Annotated in this window: 15 protein-coding genes and 3 pseudogenes; 9 read left to right on the top strand and 9 right to left on the bottom strand. The window is 41.7% G+C overall.

The window, feature by feature from the left end; translation table 11 throughout:
- The first annotated feature begins 279 nt into the window (after nucleotides 1-279).
- On the top strand, nucleotides 280-456 hold the full coding sequence (locus V7L20_RS21055) for a hypothetical protein (protein ID WP_334745947.1): 177 nt from the start codon (nucleotides 280-282) through the stop codon (nucleotides 454-456).
- Nucleotides 457-753: 297 nt separating this feature from the next.
- Here V7L20_RS21055 and V7L20_RS21060 read toward each other — a convergent pair whose 3' ends face one another.
- Together V7L20_RS21060 and V7L20_RS21065 are read right to left on the bottom strand one after the other, a co-directional pair.
- Nucleotides 754-2,961, bottom strand: a complete 2,208-nt coding sequence (locus V7L20_RS21060) for an O-linked N-acetylglucosamine transferase, SPINDLY family protein (RefSeq protein ID WP_334745948.1) — start codon at nucleotides 2,959-2,961, stop codon at nucleotides 754-756.
- 281 nt (nucleotides 2,962-3,242) lie between these two features.
- Nucleotides 3,243-3,779, bottom strand: coding sequence for a type IV pilin-like G/H family protein (locus V7L20_RS21065; protein WP_334745949.1), 537 nt, complete (start codon nucleotides 3,777-3,779; stop codon nucleotides 3,243-3,245).
- 27 nt (nucleotides 3,780-3,806) lie between these two features.
- Between V7L20_RS21065 and V7L20_RS21070 the strand changes: the two genes are divergently transcribed.
- Nucleotides 3,807-3,965: a hypothetical protein gene (locus V7L20_RS21070; RefSeq protein WP_334745950.1), complete on the top strand. Its 159-nt coding sequence runs from the start codon at nucleotides 3,807-3,809 to the stop codon at nucleotides 3,963-3,965.
- Between the two features lie 19 nt (nucleotides 3,966-3,984).
- Here V7L20_RS21070 and V7L20_RS21075 read toward each other — a convergent pair whose 3' ends face one another.
- Nucleotides 3,985-4,551: a Uma2 family endonuclease gene (locus tag V7L20_RS21075; protein ID WP_334746035.1), complete on the bottom strand. Its 567-nt coding sequence runs from the start codon at nucleotides 4,549-4,551 to the stop codon at nucleotides 3,985-3,987.
- A 200-nt stretch (nucleotides 4,552-4,751) separates the two neighbouring features.
- On the opposite strand from V7L20_RS21075, the gene trxB reads away from it, so the two are divergent.
- The 5 genes from trxB to V7L20_RS21100 all read left to right on the top strand — a co-directional run bounded on the left by trxB (nucleotide 4,752) and on the right by V7L20_RS21100 (nucleotide 8,518).
- Entirely contained in the window at nucleotides 4,752-6,122 is a 1,371-nt protein-coding gene (gene trxB / locus V7L20_RS21080; RefSeq protein ID WP_334746036.1) for a thioredoxin-disulfide reductase, read from the top strand.
- A gap of 118 nt (nucleotides 6,123-6,240) precedes the next feature.
- Nucleotides 6,241-7,137: an ABC transporter permease gene (locus tag V7L20_RS21085; protein ID WP_334745951.1), complete on the top strand. Its 897-nt coding sequence runs from the start codon at nucleotides 6,241-6,243 to the stop codon at nucleotides 7,135-7,137.
- A gap of 73 nt (nucleotides 7,138-7,210) precedes the next feature.
- Nucleotides 7,211-7,420, top strand: coding sequence for a hypothetical protein (locus V7L20_RS21090; RefSeq protein WP_334745952.1), 210 nt, complete (start codon nucleotides 7,211-7,213; stop codon nucleotides 7,418-7,420).
- A 54-nt stretch (nucleotides 7,421-7,474) separates the two neighbouring features.
- Nucleotides 7,475-7,612: a hypothetical protein gene (locus V7L20_RS21095; RefSeq protein WP_334745953.1), complete on the top strand. Its 138-nt coding sequence runs from the start codon at nucleotides 7,475-7,477 to the stop codon at nucleotides 7,610-7,612.
- A 3-nt stretch (nucleotides 7,613-7,615) separates the two neighbouring features.
- Nucleotides 7,616-8,518 (top strand): ROK family protein, encoded by a 903-nt coding sequence (locus V7L20_RS21100; protein ID WP_334745954.1) that lies wholly within the window; start codon nucleotides 7,616-7,618, stop codon nucleotides 8,516-8,518.
- Between the two features lie 249 nt (nucleotides 8,519-8,767).
- Here V7L20_RS21100 and V7L20_RS21105 read toward each other — a convergent pair whose 3' ends face one another.
- From V7L20_RS21105 to V7L20_RS21120, 4 genes and pseudogenes are all read right to left on the bottom strand, one after another.
- On the bottom strand, nucleotides 8,768-9,478 hold the full coding sequence (locus V7L20_RS21105) for an SDR family oxidoreductase (protein WP_334745955.1): 711 nt from the start codon (nucleotides 9,476-9,478) through the stop codon (nucleotides 8,768-8,770).
- Between the two features lie 538 nt (nucleotides 9,479-10,016).
- Nucleotides 10,017-11,065: pseudogene (locus V7L20_RS21110) on the bottom strand (IS630 family transposase).
- 194 nt (nucleotides 11,066-11,259) lie between these two features.
- Nucleotides 11,260-11,682: a hypothetical protein gene (locus tag V7L20_RS21115; protein WP_334745956.1), complete on the bottom strand. Its 423-nt coding sequence runs from the start codon at nucleotides 11,680-11,682 to the stop codon at nucleotides 11,260-11,262.
- Between the two features lie 94 nt (nucleotides 11,683-11,776).
- Entirely contained in the window at nucleotides 11,777-13,414 is a 1,638-nt protein-coding gene (locus V7L20_RS21120) for a CTP synthase (protein ID WP_334745957.1), read from the bottom strand.
- A gap of 84 nt (nucleotides 13,415-13,498) precedes the next feature.
- Here V7L20_RS21120 and V7L20_RS21125 point away from each other — a divergent pair, with 84 nt between their 5' ends.
- Nucleotides 13,499-15,253: an N-acetylmuramoyl-L-alanine amidase gene (locus tag V7L20_RS21125; RefSeq protein ID WP_334745958.1), complete on the top strand. Its 1,755-nt coding sequence runs from the start codon at nucleotides 13,499-13,501 to the stop codon at nucleotides 15,251-15,253.
- A 43-nt stretch (nucleotides 15,254-15,296) separates the two neighbouring features.
- Here the strand turns inward: V7L20_RS21125 and V7L20_RS21130 are convergent.
- A pseudogene (locus V7L20_RS21130) lies at nucleotides 15,297-16,016 on the bottom strand (sigma-70 family RNA polymerase sigma factor); the annotation flags it as partial.
- A 414-nt stretch (nucleotides 16,017-16,430) separates the two neighbouring features.
- A pseudogene (locus V7L20_RS21135) lies at nucleotides 16,431-16,748 on the bottom strand (nuclease-related domain-containing protein); the annotation flags it as partial.
- A gap of 595 nt (nucleotides 16,749-17,343) precedes the next feature.
- Here V7L20_RS21135 and V7L20_RS21140 point away from each other — a divergent pair.
- The gene (locus V7L20_RS21140) at nucleotides 17,344-17,745 is read left to right on the top strand and encodes a hypothetical protein (protein WP_334745959.1); all 402 of its coding nucleotides are present in this window, start codon (nucleotides 17,344-17,346) and stop codon (nucleotides 17,743-17,745) included.
- Nucleotides 17,746-17,859 lie beyond the last annotated feature (114 nt).

The raw sequence follows: 17,859 nt of genomic DNA on the forward strand, positions 1-17,859 counted from the left end.
TCTTTAGCTAATGGACATCATAATATAAAGGTAAATAACAATTGCCATCAGTATAAGTACTGAGGTAAAAAAAATTATAAAATAAGAGCGAAAAGCAATAGACGCTATAGCAAGTACCGTGATCGGTGATTGCACCTGAAACGCGACAAGCTTCTTTCAGAAATTTTTGAATCGGAGTATAAACTTGCAGTAAGCGAAGCTATGCCAAAGGCTTATCGCTGTGATTCATGCTATTGAAAATAGGGAAAACAAAGGTAATTACTCCGTTAAGTGTTTTTAATGAGTAACACAGCACTATATAAAAACCTCTCTGGTGTACAACTGAACGTGAGTCAGGCATTAGTCAAAGAAACAGTCAACAAATTGCGATCGCTAATTTCTTCAAGGCTGGAGAACAGCCAAATTCACTACCGGAGTATAAACTTAGAATTATCGATGGTACTGCGCGACTTTTAGACACCTATCAGAATACTCAAAACAAAAGCTAATATTTCTGGTTTTAACTTGAATCTTGAAGATGATTCTTTATCTTTTCATGTCTGCTTCAAACTGCTTTATGCCTTATCCCAAGTTGCCAAAGTTAGTCTTGTTTGTTACTAAGGTGGCTCCTAGACTGACTTCCGACCAAATAATACGATCACAGACAACTTGTTATTAGAAGCTAGCCAGAGTCAGACTTTTATTGATTGCCTTTTATTAGTGCATTTGTTCGCATTGAAAGAGCTGGTTTCTCAAGCCCTCACTAAAAGCTGATTAAATATCAAGATACCTCTGCCACATCTGCTCGTAAGCCTTTTCCATGTCACGGGTAAACTGCTTGCCATTCCATAGCGGTGCTGTGTGCCTTGATTGACGTAACTTCCAAGAAATTTGTTCTCGTAATTTTTCATCCTTACCCAAGCGCACACCCCACTCTACATACTCTTCATCTGTCCAAGCAATACCTTCTGTGATACCAGCATTGATCATCATGGTGTAACTATTACGAGCAGCAAATTGCTGCCCAACTCTAGTTATTAATGGGATACCCATCCAGAGTGTTTCTAGCGTTGTCGTAGCTCCGTTGTAGGGAAAAGTATCTAATACAACATCAGCAATTGCTAAATTCGCTCTATGGACAGTCTCAGCGGGATCTTGCGGCAAAAATCGCAGGCGCTCACATTCTACACCCTCTTCCTCTGCTAACTGCATAAAGAATTTTTGCACGGCTTCAGAGTCAGCTAACCCTTTAATCAAGAAATAGCTATTGGGAACTTCTTTGATAATTTTCATTTGCAGCCGTGCTGTATCAGGATGGCGTTTAAATCCTCTCTGAGCGCTTAGATAGATGACAGCATCATTAGGAATCTCTAGAAAATCCCGCCGTAAAGTAGGTACACCCACATCAAAACCATCAACTGCTATATATGTTTGGGGCAATCTCCAGATTTTTTCTGTATAGTACTCCTGAGCAGATTCTGGTAAAACATAAGGATCAGCAATAAAGTAATCAACAGCTGGTATTCCTGAAGCATCCCAACCCAACCATGTTACTTGCAAAGGTGCTGGTTTTAACGCCATTATTTCACAAGTTATATCTAGTGTAATGCTATCCAAATCGATTAAAATATCAATCTCATCTTGGTAAATTTTTTCAGCAATGTCTTCACTATAAATTCCACCTTTATAAGCTTGAGTGAATTGCTGAACATACCATTCTTGTAGCGGATCGTTTATCTGTTTATAATTTATAAAATAGCCATACATATCAAATTGCTCGCGGTTATGATGCTGAATCAACCACCGCGCCAACCAGCCGACTGAATGCTTAGATAAACAATGCGATAAATATCCAATTTTTAGCTTGCTATTTCGACCTTTATAAGTTCGCTGTTGATATCGCTGTACTTCTTCGTTAGCATAGTTTTCTACATTAAGCTGACAGAGACTAGCAATTTGATTTTGAATATATCTATTTTTTTGAATATTATCTTGCAAATATGGAGCAAAATAGTTGGAATTAGATAGATACAGAACCTCAACTGATCGCAAATTTAGAGGTTTTTCTTCTAACAGTAACATCATTAGATTTTGCTGCTGTTGGAAAACTTCACAGGCTTCTTCCCAACAATCAGGAGAATCCATTAATCCTCGATGAAGTAGGTGTATTGCAAAAATTTTATCAATTAATGTATTTGATAGCGAGTAGCAAAACTTTGCTACTTCTATCCCTTTAGAATAATCATTTGCTTTGAGATTAAAAGCAGCCAAATGGCGCAAAATTGCTAAATTTTCAGGATCGAGACGTAAACATATCTCAAGGAGTAATGCCGCAAGTTTTGGTTGCCGCATCGAGTGGGCAATTTTAACTGTAGCTGGAAGCAAAATATTAATGAAAGATTGAGGCTCGTGAACATGAGCTAGACAAGCTTCTGTAAACTCAAGAACTGCGGGATGCAAAGGAGCATAATTGAGAATACTCTCCAATACCTGCAACAATAACTGAATATCTACAGTTGGTTCTGACTGAATTAACTCAATTACCCCTAGTGAAGTTAATTCATCATCAATAAGCGTTTCCTGTTTAATAGCTAACTCAATCAAATACAACAGATTGTTAATATCTGTGGGATTTATTTCACGGATATGCTGGCGAATTGCCCAAGCAACTTTATAGTCTGCTAGCGTCTTTCTGCGTTCAGCTTCGGTTTGCAGAATTAATATCAATTCACTTGTCCACTGCTCAACTTTTTCAACTTCTCCCTCACCCATACCCAGCAGCCAAGTCATCTGTGCTTCTGTCTCTTCCCCCTGCAATAGCAACATTAATCCTAAGTTCCAGTAGTGAGATTTCACTTCCGGTTCTGCTTGTATAGCTTGCTCATAGCAGCTAGCAGCTTGATTGTAATTGCTTTTGATGAAATATTGTTGAGCTTGTTGCTCTAACAAAATCAGATCAGTATGAAGTTGTACAGAAGTCATAGCTAAGGATTTTTAGGAAAGTAGTATTGCATCGAATCTTGCACCTCGCCCATAACTTTACTTACTGATGAATAGATTAAGCCCATTCAAATAGACTGAAACTTTTTCAAGTCAGCTAAAGCTGACTTGAACTATTAACCAGGAAATTAATTTTCTAGTTAATGGTGGGGCTAGTGCAAGATTTGAAATTACTAAAATAGAAAGCTAAATCAAAGTGGGTAGCCTAAACTACCCACTTCTATCAAGTGTTCAACTAAAAGAAATACAGCTAACCGTTTTACTTATTTCAACGGTTGATAACCGCTAGGACAAGCAGGTTGCAATGGGGTACCACTACCATTAGGTGCTAGACTGGTACCCACGCCAACAGCCGTTGTCTCACATAAAATAGCTAAAGTGCTTGCGTCACTACTAGTAGTTTGTAGTACCGATAAAACCACATTACCTGCATAGGATTTAAGGGCTGGTTTCAAAGATACTCCATTATTAGCAACCTGAGAAGCAACACTATTATCAAGTTGATACTTGTAGTTTTCAGTTTGAGTTTTAATACCAATAGCCAACTGATCTATGGTAGATCCGAACGAACTATTCTCTAGGTAATATGCTTGTTGGGCGCGGTTGAGCGAACCAACATACTGTTTAGCTTCTGACTGCTTACCTTTGTTAGCTTGGTTCAAGAAAGAGGGTAGAGCGATCGCAGACAAAATACCGATAATAATAATTACTACTAGTAATTCAATAAGTGTGAAACCTTCGTTTTCCTTCTTTTTGCCGATGATGTGTTGGAGAAACTTTGCTTTTAATTCGGTTTTCATAAGTATTTACCCTGGGGTAGGAAGTGGTTGTGTGTTCTAGATATAACTTACCCAACTGCGATCGCTTTCCTATCACCTTCAGAAAAAAAGTTTGGGGAAATACAGTTACACAATCCAGAATCCTTGTATCCCAAATGGTACAAACATAACTTAGCCCTTGGTGTTGACCAAGAGCTAGATTCTTAACTTCGATTGTGGATGTGCTTTATTCAAACTCAGGTGGCCACAACTCTGATATTGCCAGTTCCCAACCTAGTAGCAAGTCTGGTAGTGTGAGCGTGTCGCCATTGTGCAATACCACCGGAGTTTGGTTTAGTCGGTAAACCGTTACTGTCAATTTATCAGGGTCAATCAGTATGCCGACTACAGATCCAAGCTGCAAAAATAACTGAATCTTCTCCTCCAAGGGTTTAATTTTGTCGCTTTTAGATTTAATCTCAACCATCAGGTCTGGAACCAACTCTACAAAGTCGCGCTTGGTCTTTTTCAATCGGTCAGCCCGAACATAAGACACGTCAGGCGCACGCAGGTTTCTTTTTTCCAAGTCGTCTTCTTCTATTCTAGGTAATATGAAGCCTGCACTAGAGCCAGTTACTCGCCCTAGCTTACGCGACATTACCCAAATATTCAGGAAGGTACTCAACCGAGTGCCAATTTCTTCTGACTCGTAATCTGATGGCCCCATAACTATGATTTTCCCTTCTACCAGCTCCATCTGCCATTCTGGATGCTCGGTTTGTAGCTGCTCTAAGTCTGTAATAGTAAAAGACATAACACGACAAAATACTCTTATAGCTATCATAAATACTCCTCGCACATCAAGCGGCAACCTATGATCGCTGTCTCTGTATTCTTGATTTTTCACTTGCGATCGCCTACGACAGGGCATAGCTCATCCCTTCCAGCGTGGCGTAGCCAATCACAGTTTGTTATGTTATACTAAGCGTAGTCGTTATGAGTTCGTATATTTTCATGGCTAATACAACTGTAGAAAACTTGGTAATTATCGGTTCTGGCCCAGCAGGGTACACAGCAGCTATTTATGCCGGACGCGCTAACCTGAAACCCGTTGTATTTGAGGGTTTCCAAGTCGGTGGATTACCTGGTGGGCAACTAATGACAACGACAGAAGTTGAGAACTTTCCAGGGTTTCCCCAAGGGATTACCGGGCCAGAACTGATGGATCAGATGAAGGCTCAGGCGGAGCGCTGGGGGGCTGAACTGTATACTGAAGATGTTATATCAGTTGATTTGAATCAGCGTCCATTTACAGTGCGATCGCAAGAAAGGGAAATAAAAACCAACAGCATCGTCATTGCTACGGGTGCAACTGCAAAGCGTTTAGGTTTACCTAACGAACATGAATTTTGGAGTCGGGGTATTTCCGCTTGTGCAATTTGCGATGGTGCAACACCAATTTTTCACGGCGCAGAATTGGCTGTAATTGGTGCTGGCGACTCGGCGGCGGAAGAGTCAATTTACCTCACTAAATACGGTTCTAAGGTAAATATGTTGGTACGCACCGATAAAATGCGGGCTTCTAAAGCCATGCAAGACCGCGTTTTGAGTAACCCGAAAATCCAGGTGCATTGGAACACAGAAGCCGTGGATATCTTTGGTAACGGTCACATGGAAGGGGTGAAAGTCCGCAATACCAAAACTGGTGAAGAGAGCCAACTACACGCTAAGGGTTTATTTTACGCCGTAGGTCACACTCCCAACACCTCTTTATTTAAAGGTCAGTTAGAACTGGATGAGATAGGTTACGTTGTCACCAAGCATGGTTCTGTAGAAACTAGTGTAGAGGGCGTTTTTGCTGCTGGCGACGTACAAGATCATGAGTTTCGCCAAGCAATTACGGCTGCGGGTACTGGTTGTATGGCGGCGATGTTGGCAGAACGTTGGTTGTCATCCAGTGGCTTGATTCAAGAATTCCATCAACAGCCAGAAACAGCAGTTAATGAATTAGAACATCAGCCAGCCAAAAAGACTGAAGCTGAGGAAGAAGCAGGATTTAATTTGGATGGAACGCGCCATGAGGGAGGTTATGCTTTACGGAAATTGTTCCATGAAAGCGATCGCTTACTCCTTGTTAAATACGTCTCTCCTGGTTGTGGCCCTTGTCATACCTTGAAGCCAATTTTAAATAAAGTGGTGGATGAATTTGACAGCAAAATTCATTTTGTGGAAATAGACATCGACAAGGACCGAGATATTGCTGAAAATGCTGGTGTGACTGGAACGCCAACGGTTCAATTGTTCAAAAATAAGGAACTGGTAAAGGAAGTCAAAGGTGTCAAGCAAAAGAGCGAATACCGCCAGTTGATTGAAAGTAATCTTTAAGGACTAGCGATTGGGGACTGAGGACTGGGAAATAATTCTTTTAACTGTTAATACTCAATCCCCGATACCCAATATGTAAAATAGTCAGCGTATCTTGCTTGATCCAGGCGATCGCTTTATGGCCATTACAAAACGCCGACTACCGACATTTTTACAGTTTGGCAATAGTCTCAATCTTTCGCAAAAACTCATGCTCATCGGGTTAGCCATTACCCTCTTTTTCATCTTTCTGGCATTCTTTGCTCCCGTATTCCAGGCTTGGGGATGGCTGCAAAACCCAAAAGATTTTCTCTCTAATCCAATTCATGAGCCACCCTCAGCTAAATATTGGTTTGGTACTAGTCGTTTGGGTTATGATGTGTTCTCTCGCACGCTGTTCGGCGCTCAAGCTGCTTTGCAGGTAGTAATTTTGGCAACAGCGCTGAGTATAATTATCGGTGTACCTTTGGGGATGCTGAGTGGTTATCAGGGCGGTAAATTGGATAAAGTGTTGCTGTTTATTATGGATAGCATCTACACTCTACCGGGACTACTGCTGTCTGTGACACTGGCGTTTGTAGTGGGGCGCGGGATATTAAACGCAGCGATCGCTATTAGCATTGCTTACATTCCTCAATATTACCGTGTTGTTCGCAACCACACCGTTAGCGTAAAAACTGAAGTCTTCATCGAAGCTGCTCAAGCAATGGGCGCTTCTACTTGGGTTGTGCTTTCTCGTTATCTATTTTTCAACGTCATTCAAAGCGTACCCGTCCTATTCACACTCAACGCTGCTGATGCAATTTTGGTGTTGGGCGGTTTGGGCTTTTTGGGGCTAGGACTTCCCGAAGAAGTGGCAGAATGGGGACATGATTTAAAGCAAGCCTTAGAAGCTCTACCTACTGGCATTTGGTGGACTACACTTTTCCCTGGTTTAACGATGACATTCATGGTGGTAGGGTTATCACTACTTGGTGAAGGGTTAAATGAATTTGTCAATCCCCGGTTACGAAGAGAAAATAGAATCCGAAAGTAGTCATTAGTCATTAGCAAAGGACAACTGACAAAGGACAAAGGATAACTGACAAATAAACAATAGAGAGATTTGTATGAAAGATAATTTAACGTTAATTGCTGCCGCTACTGGCGGGTTCATCCTTTCCGTTGCTCTTGCTGGTATCTTAAGAGGTGCGCCAGTTACAGGTTGGCAAGAGCAATCGAGTTTCCGCAGCACAAGTTTTGCTAATTTACAGAAATCGGAGTTGAAAGCTGCGCGTCTTCTCCCAAGCAAAGACACTATGCGAACAGATCGGGGATGAAAACGACTTGCGCCCAATAATAGGGAATAGGGAATAGCTGTTCATCAATGCCTAATGCCCCATACCCAATACTTCGACTTACCTCGGCTTACTTCGACTTCGCTCAGTACAAGTCGCTTGGCACAAGTCGGCACAAGTCGGCACAAGTCGCTCAGTACAAGTGCCCAATGCCCAATGACAAATGACAAATGATAAATGACAAATGACAAAATTCAAGTAATTGGCATTGATGTGGGTGGAACGGCAATTAAGCTGGGGCGTTTTAAAGCTGATGGTACTTGTCTCTTATCTTTGACTGTGGTATCTCCCCAGCCGACGACGCCGGAGGCGGTGCTGACGGTGATGGTAGATGCGATCGCTCAAATTGATCCAGATAATCAAGCTGTTGCTATTGGTGTTGGTACTCCTGGCCCATCTGATGCAGCAGGACGCATTGCCAAAATCGCCATTAACTTACCTGGATGGATCGATGTCCCTTTAGCAGACTGGTTAGAAGCTAAAACTGGCAAACCGACTGCGATCGCTAATGATGCTAATTGCGCTCTTTTGGGAGAAGCTTGGTTGGGAGCCGGTCGCCACTTTCAAAATCTGATTCTGCTAACTTTAGGTACTGGAGTTGGTGGCGCAATTATCCTTGATGGCAAACTATTTGTTGGACATCAAGGAGCCGCCGGGGAATTGGGTTTAATTTCATTAAATCCTGATGGTCCAATTTGTAATAGTGGCAATCGAGGCTCTTTGGAACAATATGCCTGTGCTAGTGCAATTCGCCGCCGCACTCTCAAAGAACCCGTCGAATTGGGTTTTCTTGCCCAACAAGGAGATGCCGAAGCATTGAATTTTTGGCAAGAATATGGTGTAAGCTTGGGAATTGGTTTGACGAGTTTAATTTATGTACTCACACCGCAAGCGATCGTGATTGGTGGCGGTATCAGTGGCAGCTTTGAGTTTTTCTTACCAGCAGTGAAGGCAGAAATTGAGAAGCGAGTTCAGCCTTTATCAAGGGTAGGTTTACAAATATTGCCAGCCAAGTTAGGCAATTTTGCTGGGATAGTGGGTGCAGCAAAGTTGGCATGGCAACACTATTCAGGATTTTAGCTAAGGGACTTCCAGAAAATAAAATATATAGTTAATGAAAATGATAATCATTTTTTCTTTGATGTGAGGTAACTCTATTGTTTTAAATGTGGCTTTCAGCTACGCTCCCTTAGTCCGAACTTGTGAAAAAGTTCTCAACATGTAGTTATGTCCAGTCACAAAGGTAGCAGTTCAACATGCACATCTCCCTACAGCTTGCTCTAACAGACTGGTTAGGTTTCTAAAGCAACCCAACCGATTCAGCAATACTTAATGTAACCGTCCCCCTCCATCTACATCTAATATCGCTCCTGTCGTAAATCCATTCTTGATAAAGTAGGAAACTGCTTGACCAATTTCATCAGGTTTTCCAACCCGCCCAACAGGTAACTCTCCGCCCATTTGCTTAAAGAAATCTGCTTTCTGCTCAGAAGTCATCCAATCATAAACTGGAGTGTCAAACAGACCAGGAGAGAGAATATTCACACGTAGAGGAGCAAGCTCTTTTGCCATCGTGAATGCCATTGCTTGAATTGCGCCATTCACCGCAGCCACCCCAGTTGTACCAGGGATTGCTGAACGGCTTGCACCACCGATGACAAACGTAATCGAACCATCAGCACGAAGTTTGCTTAAAGCCGCTTGAGTACACAGGAAAAAACCGTAAAACTTTTGGTCGAATGCAACTTTTAGATCCTCTAGTTTCAGATCACGAAAATTGCCCCACACTGCTTTCCCGCTACCAACTAATGCTAAGTGGTCGAGAGAACCCACTTGCTCAAAGAACGATGCAACCGAGGCAGGATCTGTGAAATCAAGTGCAAATCCCGTAGCGTCCCCTGCAACTTGAGACAGTGCCTTGTTGATCGTGTCTTGAGAACGACCAGAAATGATCACGCGATACCCTTCATTGCTGAGTACTTGTGCAGTTGCCAGCCCCATACCTGATGTACCACCAATTACAACAACGGTTTCGCTCACAATCAAATCTCCTCTTTTTCAAGAAAAACTCTGTCATTCAGCTTGCCCTCGAACAGCAGCAGATAGCCTTCAAACTACCGTCTTAAACGATCTCCAAAACTGTCGGCATTTTATCAAAAATCACAGGAGTTTCGATATTGTTCTCTACATTATGTTCTGCTTGAAGTAACTCAAATGTCTTGTCTATGCTTGAGATTAAACCCCTTGTGTATTCAAACGAAATCAAAATCAACTGGAAAATCCACATTTCACGCTTCAAAATGTAGTATTTGAATAATTCAATAACTCTTACGCAAAATCATTTATATTATTAAGTATTAACATTGACCCTTTATAGGCTTTTGGCGTAGGCGTCGCTCTGAAACCCTATTCTCTAAGTGTGCCTTTATCTCCTAAATGACCAATTTGTGAATTATAGCCTGACCAAAATTGAACCCAATCTCAAGGTTAAGTAAGTCGGCGGGGAAATTTATAAGTATGTAACAAAAACTTAACCAGAGTCATGTGAGTTAAATTTAACACGATGTGTACTGTAGTTTCATTTTTTCCCTCTAGCTTGAACACCATCAATTACGGCATAGGCAAGTTCCAACTCGTCGTCAAACATTTTTCCCGCTAGTTCATCTTTTTTCAGGTGTTGCCATTCCAATTCAATCGGATTCATTTCAGAGCAATATTTCGGCAAAAAGAAGAGGTACAAACCCATTTGTTCCCACTTTGGCCATAACTGCTGCACCTGAAGACATCGATGTATCTGGCCATTGTCCTGCACTACTACCCTAATGCGCTCTGTCTTTTGGGCATCAGCCGCTTCTTGCTCCATCATCTCGATATAAGCTTTTCTGTTAACACCTCCGATAACCAAACCGTAAATAAAGCTGATCATTGGTTGAAGAAACCCAATAATACTTAATCTTCGACCACGACGCTGGGTTTGTTCCAGACGTTTTTGCTCACCTCGCGGGTAATAAGTGTAACTAGGTTCGCTCCATGCACAAAACCCTGATTCATCTAAATACTTCAGGTCTATTTCTCCAGCAGCAGCTAATTCCAGCATATCTAAGTCTGATTGCTTATTTTGCCGTATTACCGGGTCTTGTTTTCCTTTATGGCTTTTCCTTGTTCTTTTCCAAATGATCCCCTTTTTTTGAGTACCCGTCTTAACCTGTCGGGACTCAGTTTAATTTGGCGGTAAGCGAAGCTATGCCGTTGGCGCAGCCTCTCGTAGAGAAGGCTTATCGCTCTCTAATTTTTGAGCTAATTGAAGACTGTTGTATGTGCGTGGTTCCTTTTTCAGACATTCTGACAAAAAAACTATGTCTGATTCCTTGCACTTCGGTTTTCCCCCTCGACCCGGTTTTCCCAAAGCCCTTGTATACCAAGCTTTTCCCATTTATGTAAAACTTCTCTCACTGTTTGTGGAGTCAAGTTAAAATGGGCGGCTATTTTTTGCACATACCAGCCATGTGCATTTAACCTGATTATCTCTGCTCGGTCTTTGACTTTCTGTGGTGCATCCGCAGTTCTTAGGTTTAATAGAGTTTTATCTTGATCGCGAGTCAAAAACACCCTTAAACGAGCGCCCATATCTTCGTCACCTCGGTAGATACATTCTCCGTATTTACTTATCTTTACATAGTTTGGTTTTTTCGCGCCGACTTACTTATCATCAAATGCCACTTAGTAATTCCAGTACCGATCAAAATACGATAACCCGCGACACATTAGAGCAAACAGATCCCAACACTAACAAAAAGTTGGGCATACCTTACTAATTAATACTAAGACAAAGAATATCCTGTTGCTTTTTTAACGTATTTCACAACTTTTTCATAAGATTCAGGATTACTCACAGGATTAATGATGATGGGGATAGTGCCATCTGGCAACCAAAAAGTTATCCTGCCATTCGGTTCATGACAAAAAGAACTGATACAGTCAAGATTAATTACATATTCATTTTTTTCATAAATTATTTTCACCCAGTGGGCACAATCTAATTCTAATCCTGTCACACATTCTAAATAATTGAGAATTTTTTGATAGTCTTCCAGATTACTTTGTGGGTTAATTACTATAGGAATAGCACTATCGGGTAGCCAAAAAGTAACTCTGCCATTCAACTCATAACAAAAAGCATGGACACGTTCAAAATTTACTACATATTCTTTCCTTTCGTAAAGGATTTTCACCCAGTACGCCACAACATCTCCCCAAGTCCGAAATTTACGAATGATGCACCCTGTATATCCAAATCTACTGTAGCCTTAAGTTAATATTGCAATTAATTATGAATTGTTATGAAACCTCCAATGGTGTTGGTGTACCTGAAGTTGAAAGAGAAAGAGCGATCGCTGTTTGAATAAATCCTTTAAATAAGGGATGAGGTGTACTGGGGCGTGATTGAAATTCTGGATGAAATTGGCAAGCAAGAAAGAATGGGTGCTTGGATAATTCCACAATTTCAACTAAGCGTCCATCGGGAGAAGTACCACTAATCGTATAGCCAGACTTTAGCAATAAATCGCGGTAAGCATTGTTGAACTCATAGCGATGTCGATGTCGTTCATAAATCACATCTTCTTGATAAAGCTTGAAAGCCAGTGTATCAGGAAGAACACGACAAGGATATAGCCCTAAGCGCATTGTACCCCCTAAATCGACTACTTCCTGCTGTCCTGGAAGTAAATTAATTACCGGATCAGATGTATGAGGGTCAAATTCAGCACTATTCGCATCTGTTAATCCCCCTACGTGCCGGGCCCATTCGATTACAGAACATTGCATACCCAGGCATAAACCCAAAAAGGGAATTTGGCGATCGCGGGCGTATTTAATCGCGGCAATTTTGCCATCCACCCCCCGAACCCCAAAACCTCCTGGCACAACTATGCCATCGACACCCTCAAGATAATTTTCGGCTGGTTCAATTTCTAAATCTTCTGAATTTACCCAACGTAGACGCAGTTTGCCATAAGTGGAAATTGCAGCATGGTTCAGCGCTTCCACTACAGATAGATAGGCATCACTTAACTGGACATATTTACCAACAATGGCAATTTCTACTTGGTGCTTGGGACTATGTAACCGTTTTACCAAAGTTTGCCACTGCGTCAAATCTGGTTTACGTTGTTCCATTTGCAGCAAGTTCAGCACTTGTTCTGCCATTCCTTCTCGTTCTAGATTCAGCGGTACTTCATAGATACTTTTGGCATCTTGGGAAGTGATGACGCATTCTTCCGGCACATCGCAAAATCCCGACAATTTCTGCTTTAATCCCTTGGGTAAGGGGCGATCGCTCCGACAAACTAAAATATCTGGTTGAATACCAATGGATCTCAGTTCTTTAACTGAATGCTGTGTTGGCTTAGTTTTCATCTCACCCGCAGAGGCAATCCACGGTACTAGCGTTACATGCATATACAACACATTTTGCCGTCCCACCTCTTTGCGGAACTGGCGAATTGCTTCCAAAAACGGCAGTGATTCAATATCTCCCACCGTCCCGCCGATTTCTGTGATTACTACAGAGGGATTTGTACTTTTAGCAACTCGTAGAATCCGCTCTTTAATTTCATTGGTAATATGAGGAATTACTTGTACAGTACCACCATTGTAGTCTCCGCGCCGTTCTTTATTGATGACTGCTTGGTAAATTGAGCCAGTAGTCACACAATTTAAGCGCGACATCGAGGTATCGGTAAAGCGTTCGTAATGCCCCAAGTCTAAATCTGTCTCCGCACCATCTTGGGTAACAAATACTTCCCCATGCTGAAAGGGACTCATTGTGCCAGGATCGATATTAATATAAGGGTCAAGTTTGAGAATCGACACTGAATATTTACGCGACTTGAGCAAACGCCCTAGACTTGCTGCTACAATGCCCTTACCAATACTGGAAACTACGCCTCCAGTAACGAAGATAAACTTAGTCATAGTAGTTTGAATTTCTAACGACTTCTAAAAATACATCCCGTCATTGTGCCACAGTTATTGTGGTGTCTTCTTGTGTGATTTGCTGTGAAAAAACTTCTAGGATTAGTAATATTAGGCTTTATTCTCTCCTCCTCCATAGCATTGGCACAGCCATCTCTTATAGTTGTTTTTCCCCAGACAAACTACCAGACAAGTGCCCAAAAAATCTTTTTTCTGGGCACTGCACCACCAGATGGTCAGGTTTTGATCAATAGTAAGCCAATTAACCGCAGCAAAGCTGGTCATTTTTCCCCTAGTTTCCCCTTGCAGTTGGGGGAGAATCTTTTTACTGTGCGTCGCCAAAATCAAGAACTTAAAATTAAGGTGATCAGGCTTAACACTAGCCCTGAACTACCACAGGGGGTAGCCTTTGCGAAAGATTCCCTGACTCCTGCAGTTGACATTGCCAGATTACCGGGAGAAGTAATTTGTTTTGGCGCCATCGCACCCCCTAATGCTAATGTCTCTGTAACCCTGGCTAATCAAACTATTGCCCTTTTACCCCAACCTCAACAAGCACAACTACCAAGTAATTTGGCTGCTTTGACAGGGCAAAATCAGCCTCATGCCCAGTCTAGCGTAGGCAATTATCAAGGTTGCACTACAGTGGCAACAGCCGCCGATCTGGGAAAACCTCAATTTCAACTGACGCTTGATGGCAAGACGATAACTCAACCAGGATCTGGTAAGATTGAAATCCTCTCAAGAGCTCAATTGCCAGTTTTTGAGGTTACAGTAGAGTCAGGCGTTGCTCGTACTGGCCCTAGCACCGATTATTCTCGACTCACACCACTGCCCAAAGGCACACGCGCAACAGTTACAGGTAGGGAAGGTGAATGGTTGCGCCTAGATTATGGCGCTTGGATTAATAGTAAAGAAATCCGCATTCTACCTGGTGCAGTTTTGCCACAAACAATAATTCGCAGTGTCGGATACCGTCAACTTCCTAGTGCGACAGAGATAGTTTTCCCCTTGCAAGTTGCCGTACCCGTGAGCGTACAACAAAGTGAGCAAACTCTCCTTCTCACGCTCTATAATACCACTGCCCAAACAGACATAATTCGCCTGGATGATGACCCCCTAATTTATCGCCTAGACTGGCAACAGGAAGTCCCAGGACAAGTAAAATACACCTTTAACCTCAAAAAAGCTCAACAGTGGGGATATAAGCTGAGATACGACGGTACAACCCTGGTTTTGGCTTTGCGTCATCCGCCTAAAATCGGTAACACAAGACGCAAGATTTTAGCTAATTTCAAGATTGTACTAGATCCAGGGCATGGAGGTAAAGAAACTGGTGCCAGTGGCCCAACTGGATATTTAGAAAAAGACGTGAATCTGGTGGTATCTAAGTTGCTGCGCGACGATTTGGTGAAGCAAGGAGCAACGGTAGTAATGACGCGGGAGGACGACAAGCAACTTTCTCTAGCAGAACGTCAGGCAATTATCAGTCAAGAAGAACCATGCATTGCTATTTCCATACACCACAACTCCTTACCCGATGATGGCGATGCTGAAAAAACTAAGGGATTTGCCGCTTTTTGGTATCAACCCCAAGCCCACAACCTCGCAATGTTTTTACATAACTATGTAGTCAAAAAACTCGGCAAACCTTCTTATGGTGTTTTTTGGGATAACCTGGCGCTGACACGTCCGACAGCTGCACCATCGGTATTGTTGGAATTGGGTTTTATGAGCAATCCCGATGAATTTGAGCAGATAGTGAACCCAGAGGTACAGAAGAAAACGGCTGATGCGATCGCTCAAGGGATTACTGAGTGGTTTATGAGTGTTAAATAAATTTGCAGATACAACACTAGTTCCTCATTGTATTTGGTCGAGTGCGACGACCCATTTCTTGAGATAGTAGCTTGGTGGTTTTCTTGATGTAAGAGATGGCTTCGTAGAGGTGAACTGGAAGACGGATAGTGCGAGATTGGTAAGTGATCGCCCTGGTAATTGCCTGACGAATCCACTATGTAGCATAAGTAGAAAACTTATAACCTTTTTCGTGGTCAAACTTTTCTGCGGCGCGAATCAAGCCAAGGCTACCTTCCTGAATTAAGTCTTCAATTGACAAGCCACGATTTATGTATTTTTTGGCAATTAAAATTACAAGGCGCAGGTTGGATACCACTATCTTATCTTTCGCCCTGCGACCAACATGTAGCCGATAACGAAAGGCTGGTAATGGCAGTTGTACGGCTTTTGCCCATTCACTATCATTAGGGTCACGCTCCAACTGTTCTGAAAGTTTTTCCCGTACCCTTTGTAATTCCAGCAAATCGGCGATTTTCCGCGCCAATTCAATTTCTTCATCTGCTCGTAACAGGCGAATTCGTCCAATTTCTTGCAAGTAAAGGCGAATTGAATCTTCGGTATAATGCTTTTTCTTGCTTTGTGTTCGATGACGTGATTTAGGAGCCTCTAAAAATTTGTCTTCACTTTCATCAATGATCAGTAAGTCTTCTTCATCTGTTAAGAGTTCTTCTAACTCGAACTCAGACTGATAAATACTGTTGAGTAATTTGTTAGCTACGTTGTTAGTCTGGTAATCACAAATACTAGTAAAGCTATTAATAGGAAACTTATAACGGGGCAACTTGATTATTTTACAGACAGGACGAGGAGTTTTTGAGTCATCTGTTTTGTGCGTTTTTTCTTTTTTTACAGAGATGTCTTTGGATATTGAAAATGATACTTTGTCTACAGGTGTCTGATTAGTTCCACCAAAAACACACATCAGCGATCGCCATTGTTCATCGGTTAAATTTATTTGTCTACTTTGAACACTCTGAGTAAAATTATGTTTTAAAGTATAAGGTTTCAAATCTTCTTTAGTCAGTACAACACCTTGAATATTTGGCAAATTATGAAATCTTTTATTTTGCCACTGTTCTTGGCTAATAAAGGGAATAGCAACTCTAAAGTTTAAGTTTAATGAGGCGCAAAAATCTAGCTGTTTACGCAAATGGTTTTTAAGTGCAAACATCTGGTATTGTGCTTGGTTTACTGGTTTTATACGGTCTTCATACCAGTTTTTCATTTTCCATTCAGCACCCTTAATAGCTTCTATATCATTGATGTAGCATCCTTTACATTCAATTACCCATAGTCCCAGCTGACGATGAACAATAAGAATATCAATCTCTCGCTCAAGATTTCCATATCTGTCAAATAGCTGATAACAATGAAATGCCTCACCAGAATCATTCCTGAAGGCAGATTTTACTTGTTGCCAAACTTCTTTCTCGGCGTTATTGGCATCAAAAATATTGTCTGGATAGAATTCCATAGAATCTCTAATTTAAAGAATCGTTACTAAACTTAATTATTTAGGCAGATATCATCTGCACAAAATGTTGTGTTTAGTGACAGCTATTATTAGGGTTCCCAGAACTGAAGTTGTTTTTAAGGTCACTTCTTACCAAGTGTCAACTACGATGAAGTCATGAGCATCTTAATCTGTCACATTTTGAGGCGATCGCTCTTTCAACTCCTACATAATCAAGCATTGCTCTCTAACCTCTGTATCTTCTGTTCTACAATGAAGTCAAGAATCTACCAGCTTAAACAGGGGATTTATTTATGTCCCACGCGACGCTCAGTAGCCAAGTAAGTCGCCTGACGTGGAAAGGAACTCTATCAAAAAAGTATCCGTGCCAAAGTTGAGACACTGTTTGAGGAACTTAAGTATTGTGTTATAAACAACCTGTATCAAGTCTTGTTCTGTATGCCTTAATTACAAATTATGTAGTGCTTTACGCTTCCCATAAGGTTTGACGAACTATTAAAATATCTTGCTATATTTTGATTTCAGTGCTTCTACAGTGCTAGAACCGCTTTGATTGCGGGTAGAAATATATGAAATCTTGATATTTTTAAAGCGTATGTATTTTAAAATAGGCGGTATGGTAGGAGCGATCGCTGTTTTATTAAGCAATGGTAGTGCGTTCGCCGAAGGTGTTGGCGCAGCCATCGCTCAAGATGCAGAAAGATATATCACTGTAGGGCATGATAAATTGGGAAACAGCGTAGCTCTGGACACGGAAACTATTAAGGGCACGACATACAAGCTTTACGGGATTTACGGAGATTGCATCTTCGAGACTACCTTTGATGCATCGTGCAAAGAATCGCGGCTGTTTCGCAATCGCATTGCGATTTACGGGCCAGAAGGACAGCTACTTGAAGAAGATAAGGAGAAAGGAGAAATCGCTTTTGTAGCAAGTTCTTCACCAGGCAAAGGAATGAAAATTGTTTGTCAAAAGATTGGTGCCCGTGGTTGGTAGTTGCTCACTATTTTATAACTAGGGAATGGGGAATGGGGAAGAAGCAGGCGGGCAGGGAGCAGAAAGAGCAGGAGAGGATGAGGGAGATGAGGGAGACTTGGGGACAAGGTGACA

Source organism: Nostoc sp. (genome assembly GCF_036916735.1).
Lineage (GTDB): Bacteria > Cyanobacteriota > Cyanobacteriia > Cyanobacteriales > Nostocaceae > Nostoc.

Bases quoted from the DNA above. Each gene is read 5' to 3' on its own strand.
- trxB (WP_334746036.1), top strand. From the start codon at position 4,752: ATGGCTAATACAACTGTAGAAAACTTGGTAATTATCGGTTCTGGCCCA.
- V7L20_RS21060 (WP_334745948.1), bottom strand. From the start codon at position 2,961: ATGACTTCTGTACAACTTCATACTGATCTGATTTTGTTAGAGCAACAA.
- V7L20_RS21100 (WP_334745954.1), top strand. From the start codon at position 7,616: ATGACAAATGACAAAATTCAAGTAATTGGCATTGATGTGGGTGGAACG.
- V7L20_RS21075 (WP_334746035.1), bottom strand. From the start codon at position 4,551: ATGTCTTTTACTATTACAGACTTAGAGCAGCTACAAACCGAGCATCCA.
- V7L20_RS21085 (WP_334745951.1), top strand. From the start codon at position 6,241: ATGGCCATTACAAAACGCCGACTACCGACATTTTTACAGTTTGGCAAT.
- V7L20_RS21120 (WP_334745957.1), bottom strand. From the start codon at position 13,414: ATGACTAAGTTTATCTTCGTTACTGGAGGCGTAGTTTCCAGTATTGGT.
- V7L20_RS21055 (WP_334745947.1), top strand. From the start codon at position 280: ATGAGTAACACAGCACTATATAAAAACCTCTCTGGTGTACAACTGAAC.
- V7L20_RS21140 (WP_334745959.1), top strand. From the start codon at position 17,344: ATGTATTTTAAAATAGGCGGTATGGTAGGAGCGATCGCTGTTTTATTA.
- V7L20_RS21090 (WP_334745952.1), top strand. From the start codon at position 7,211: ATGAAAGATAATTTAACGTTAATTGCTGCCGCTACTGGCGGGTTCATC.
- V7L20_RS21065 (WP_334745949.1), bottom strand. From the start codon at position 3,779: ATGAAAACCGAATTAAAAGCAAAGTTTCTCCAACACATCATCGGCAAA.
- V7L20_RS21095 (WP_334745953.1), top strand. From the start codon at position 7,475: ATGCCCCATACCCAATACTTCGACTTACCTCGGCTTACTTCGACTTCG.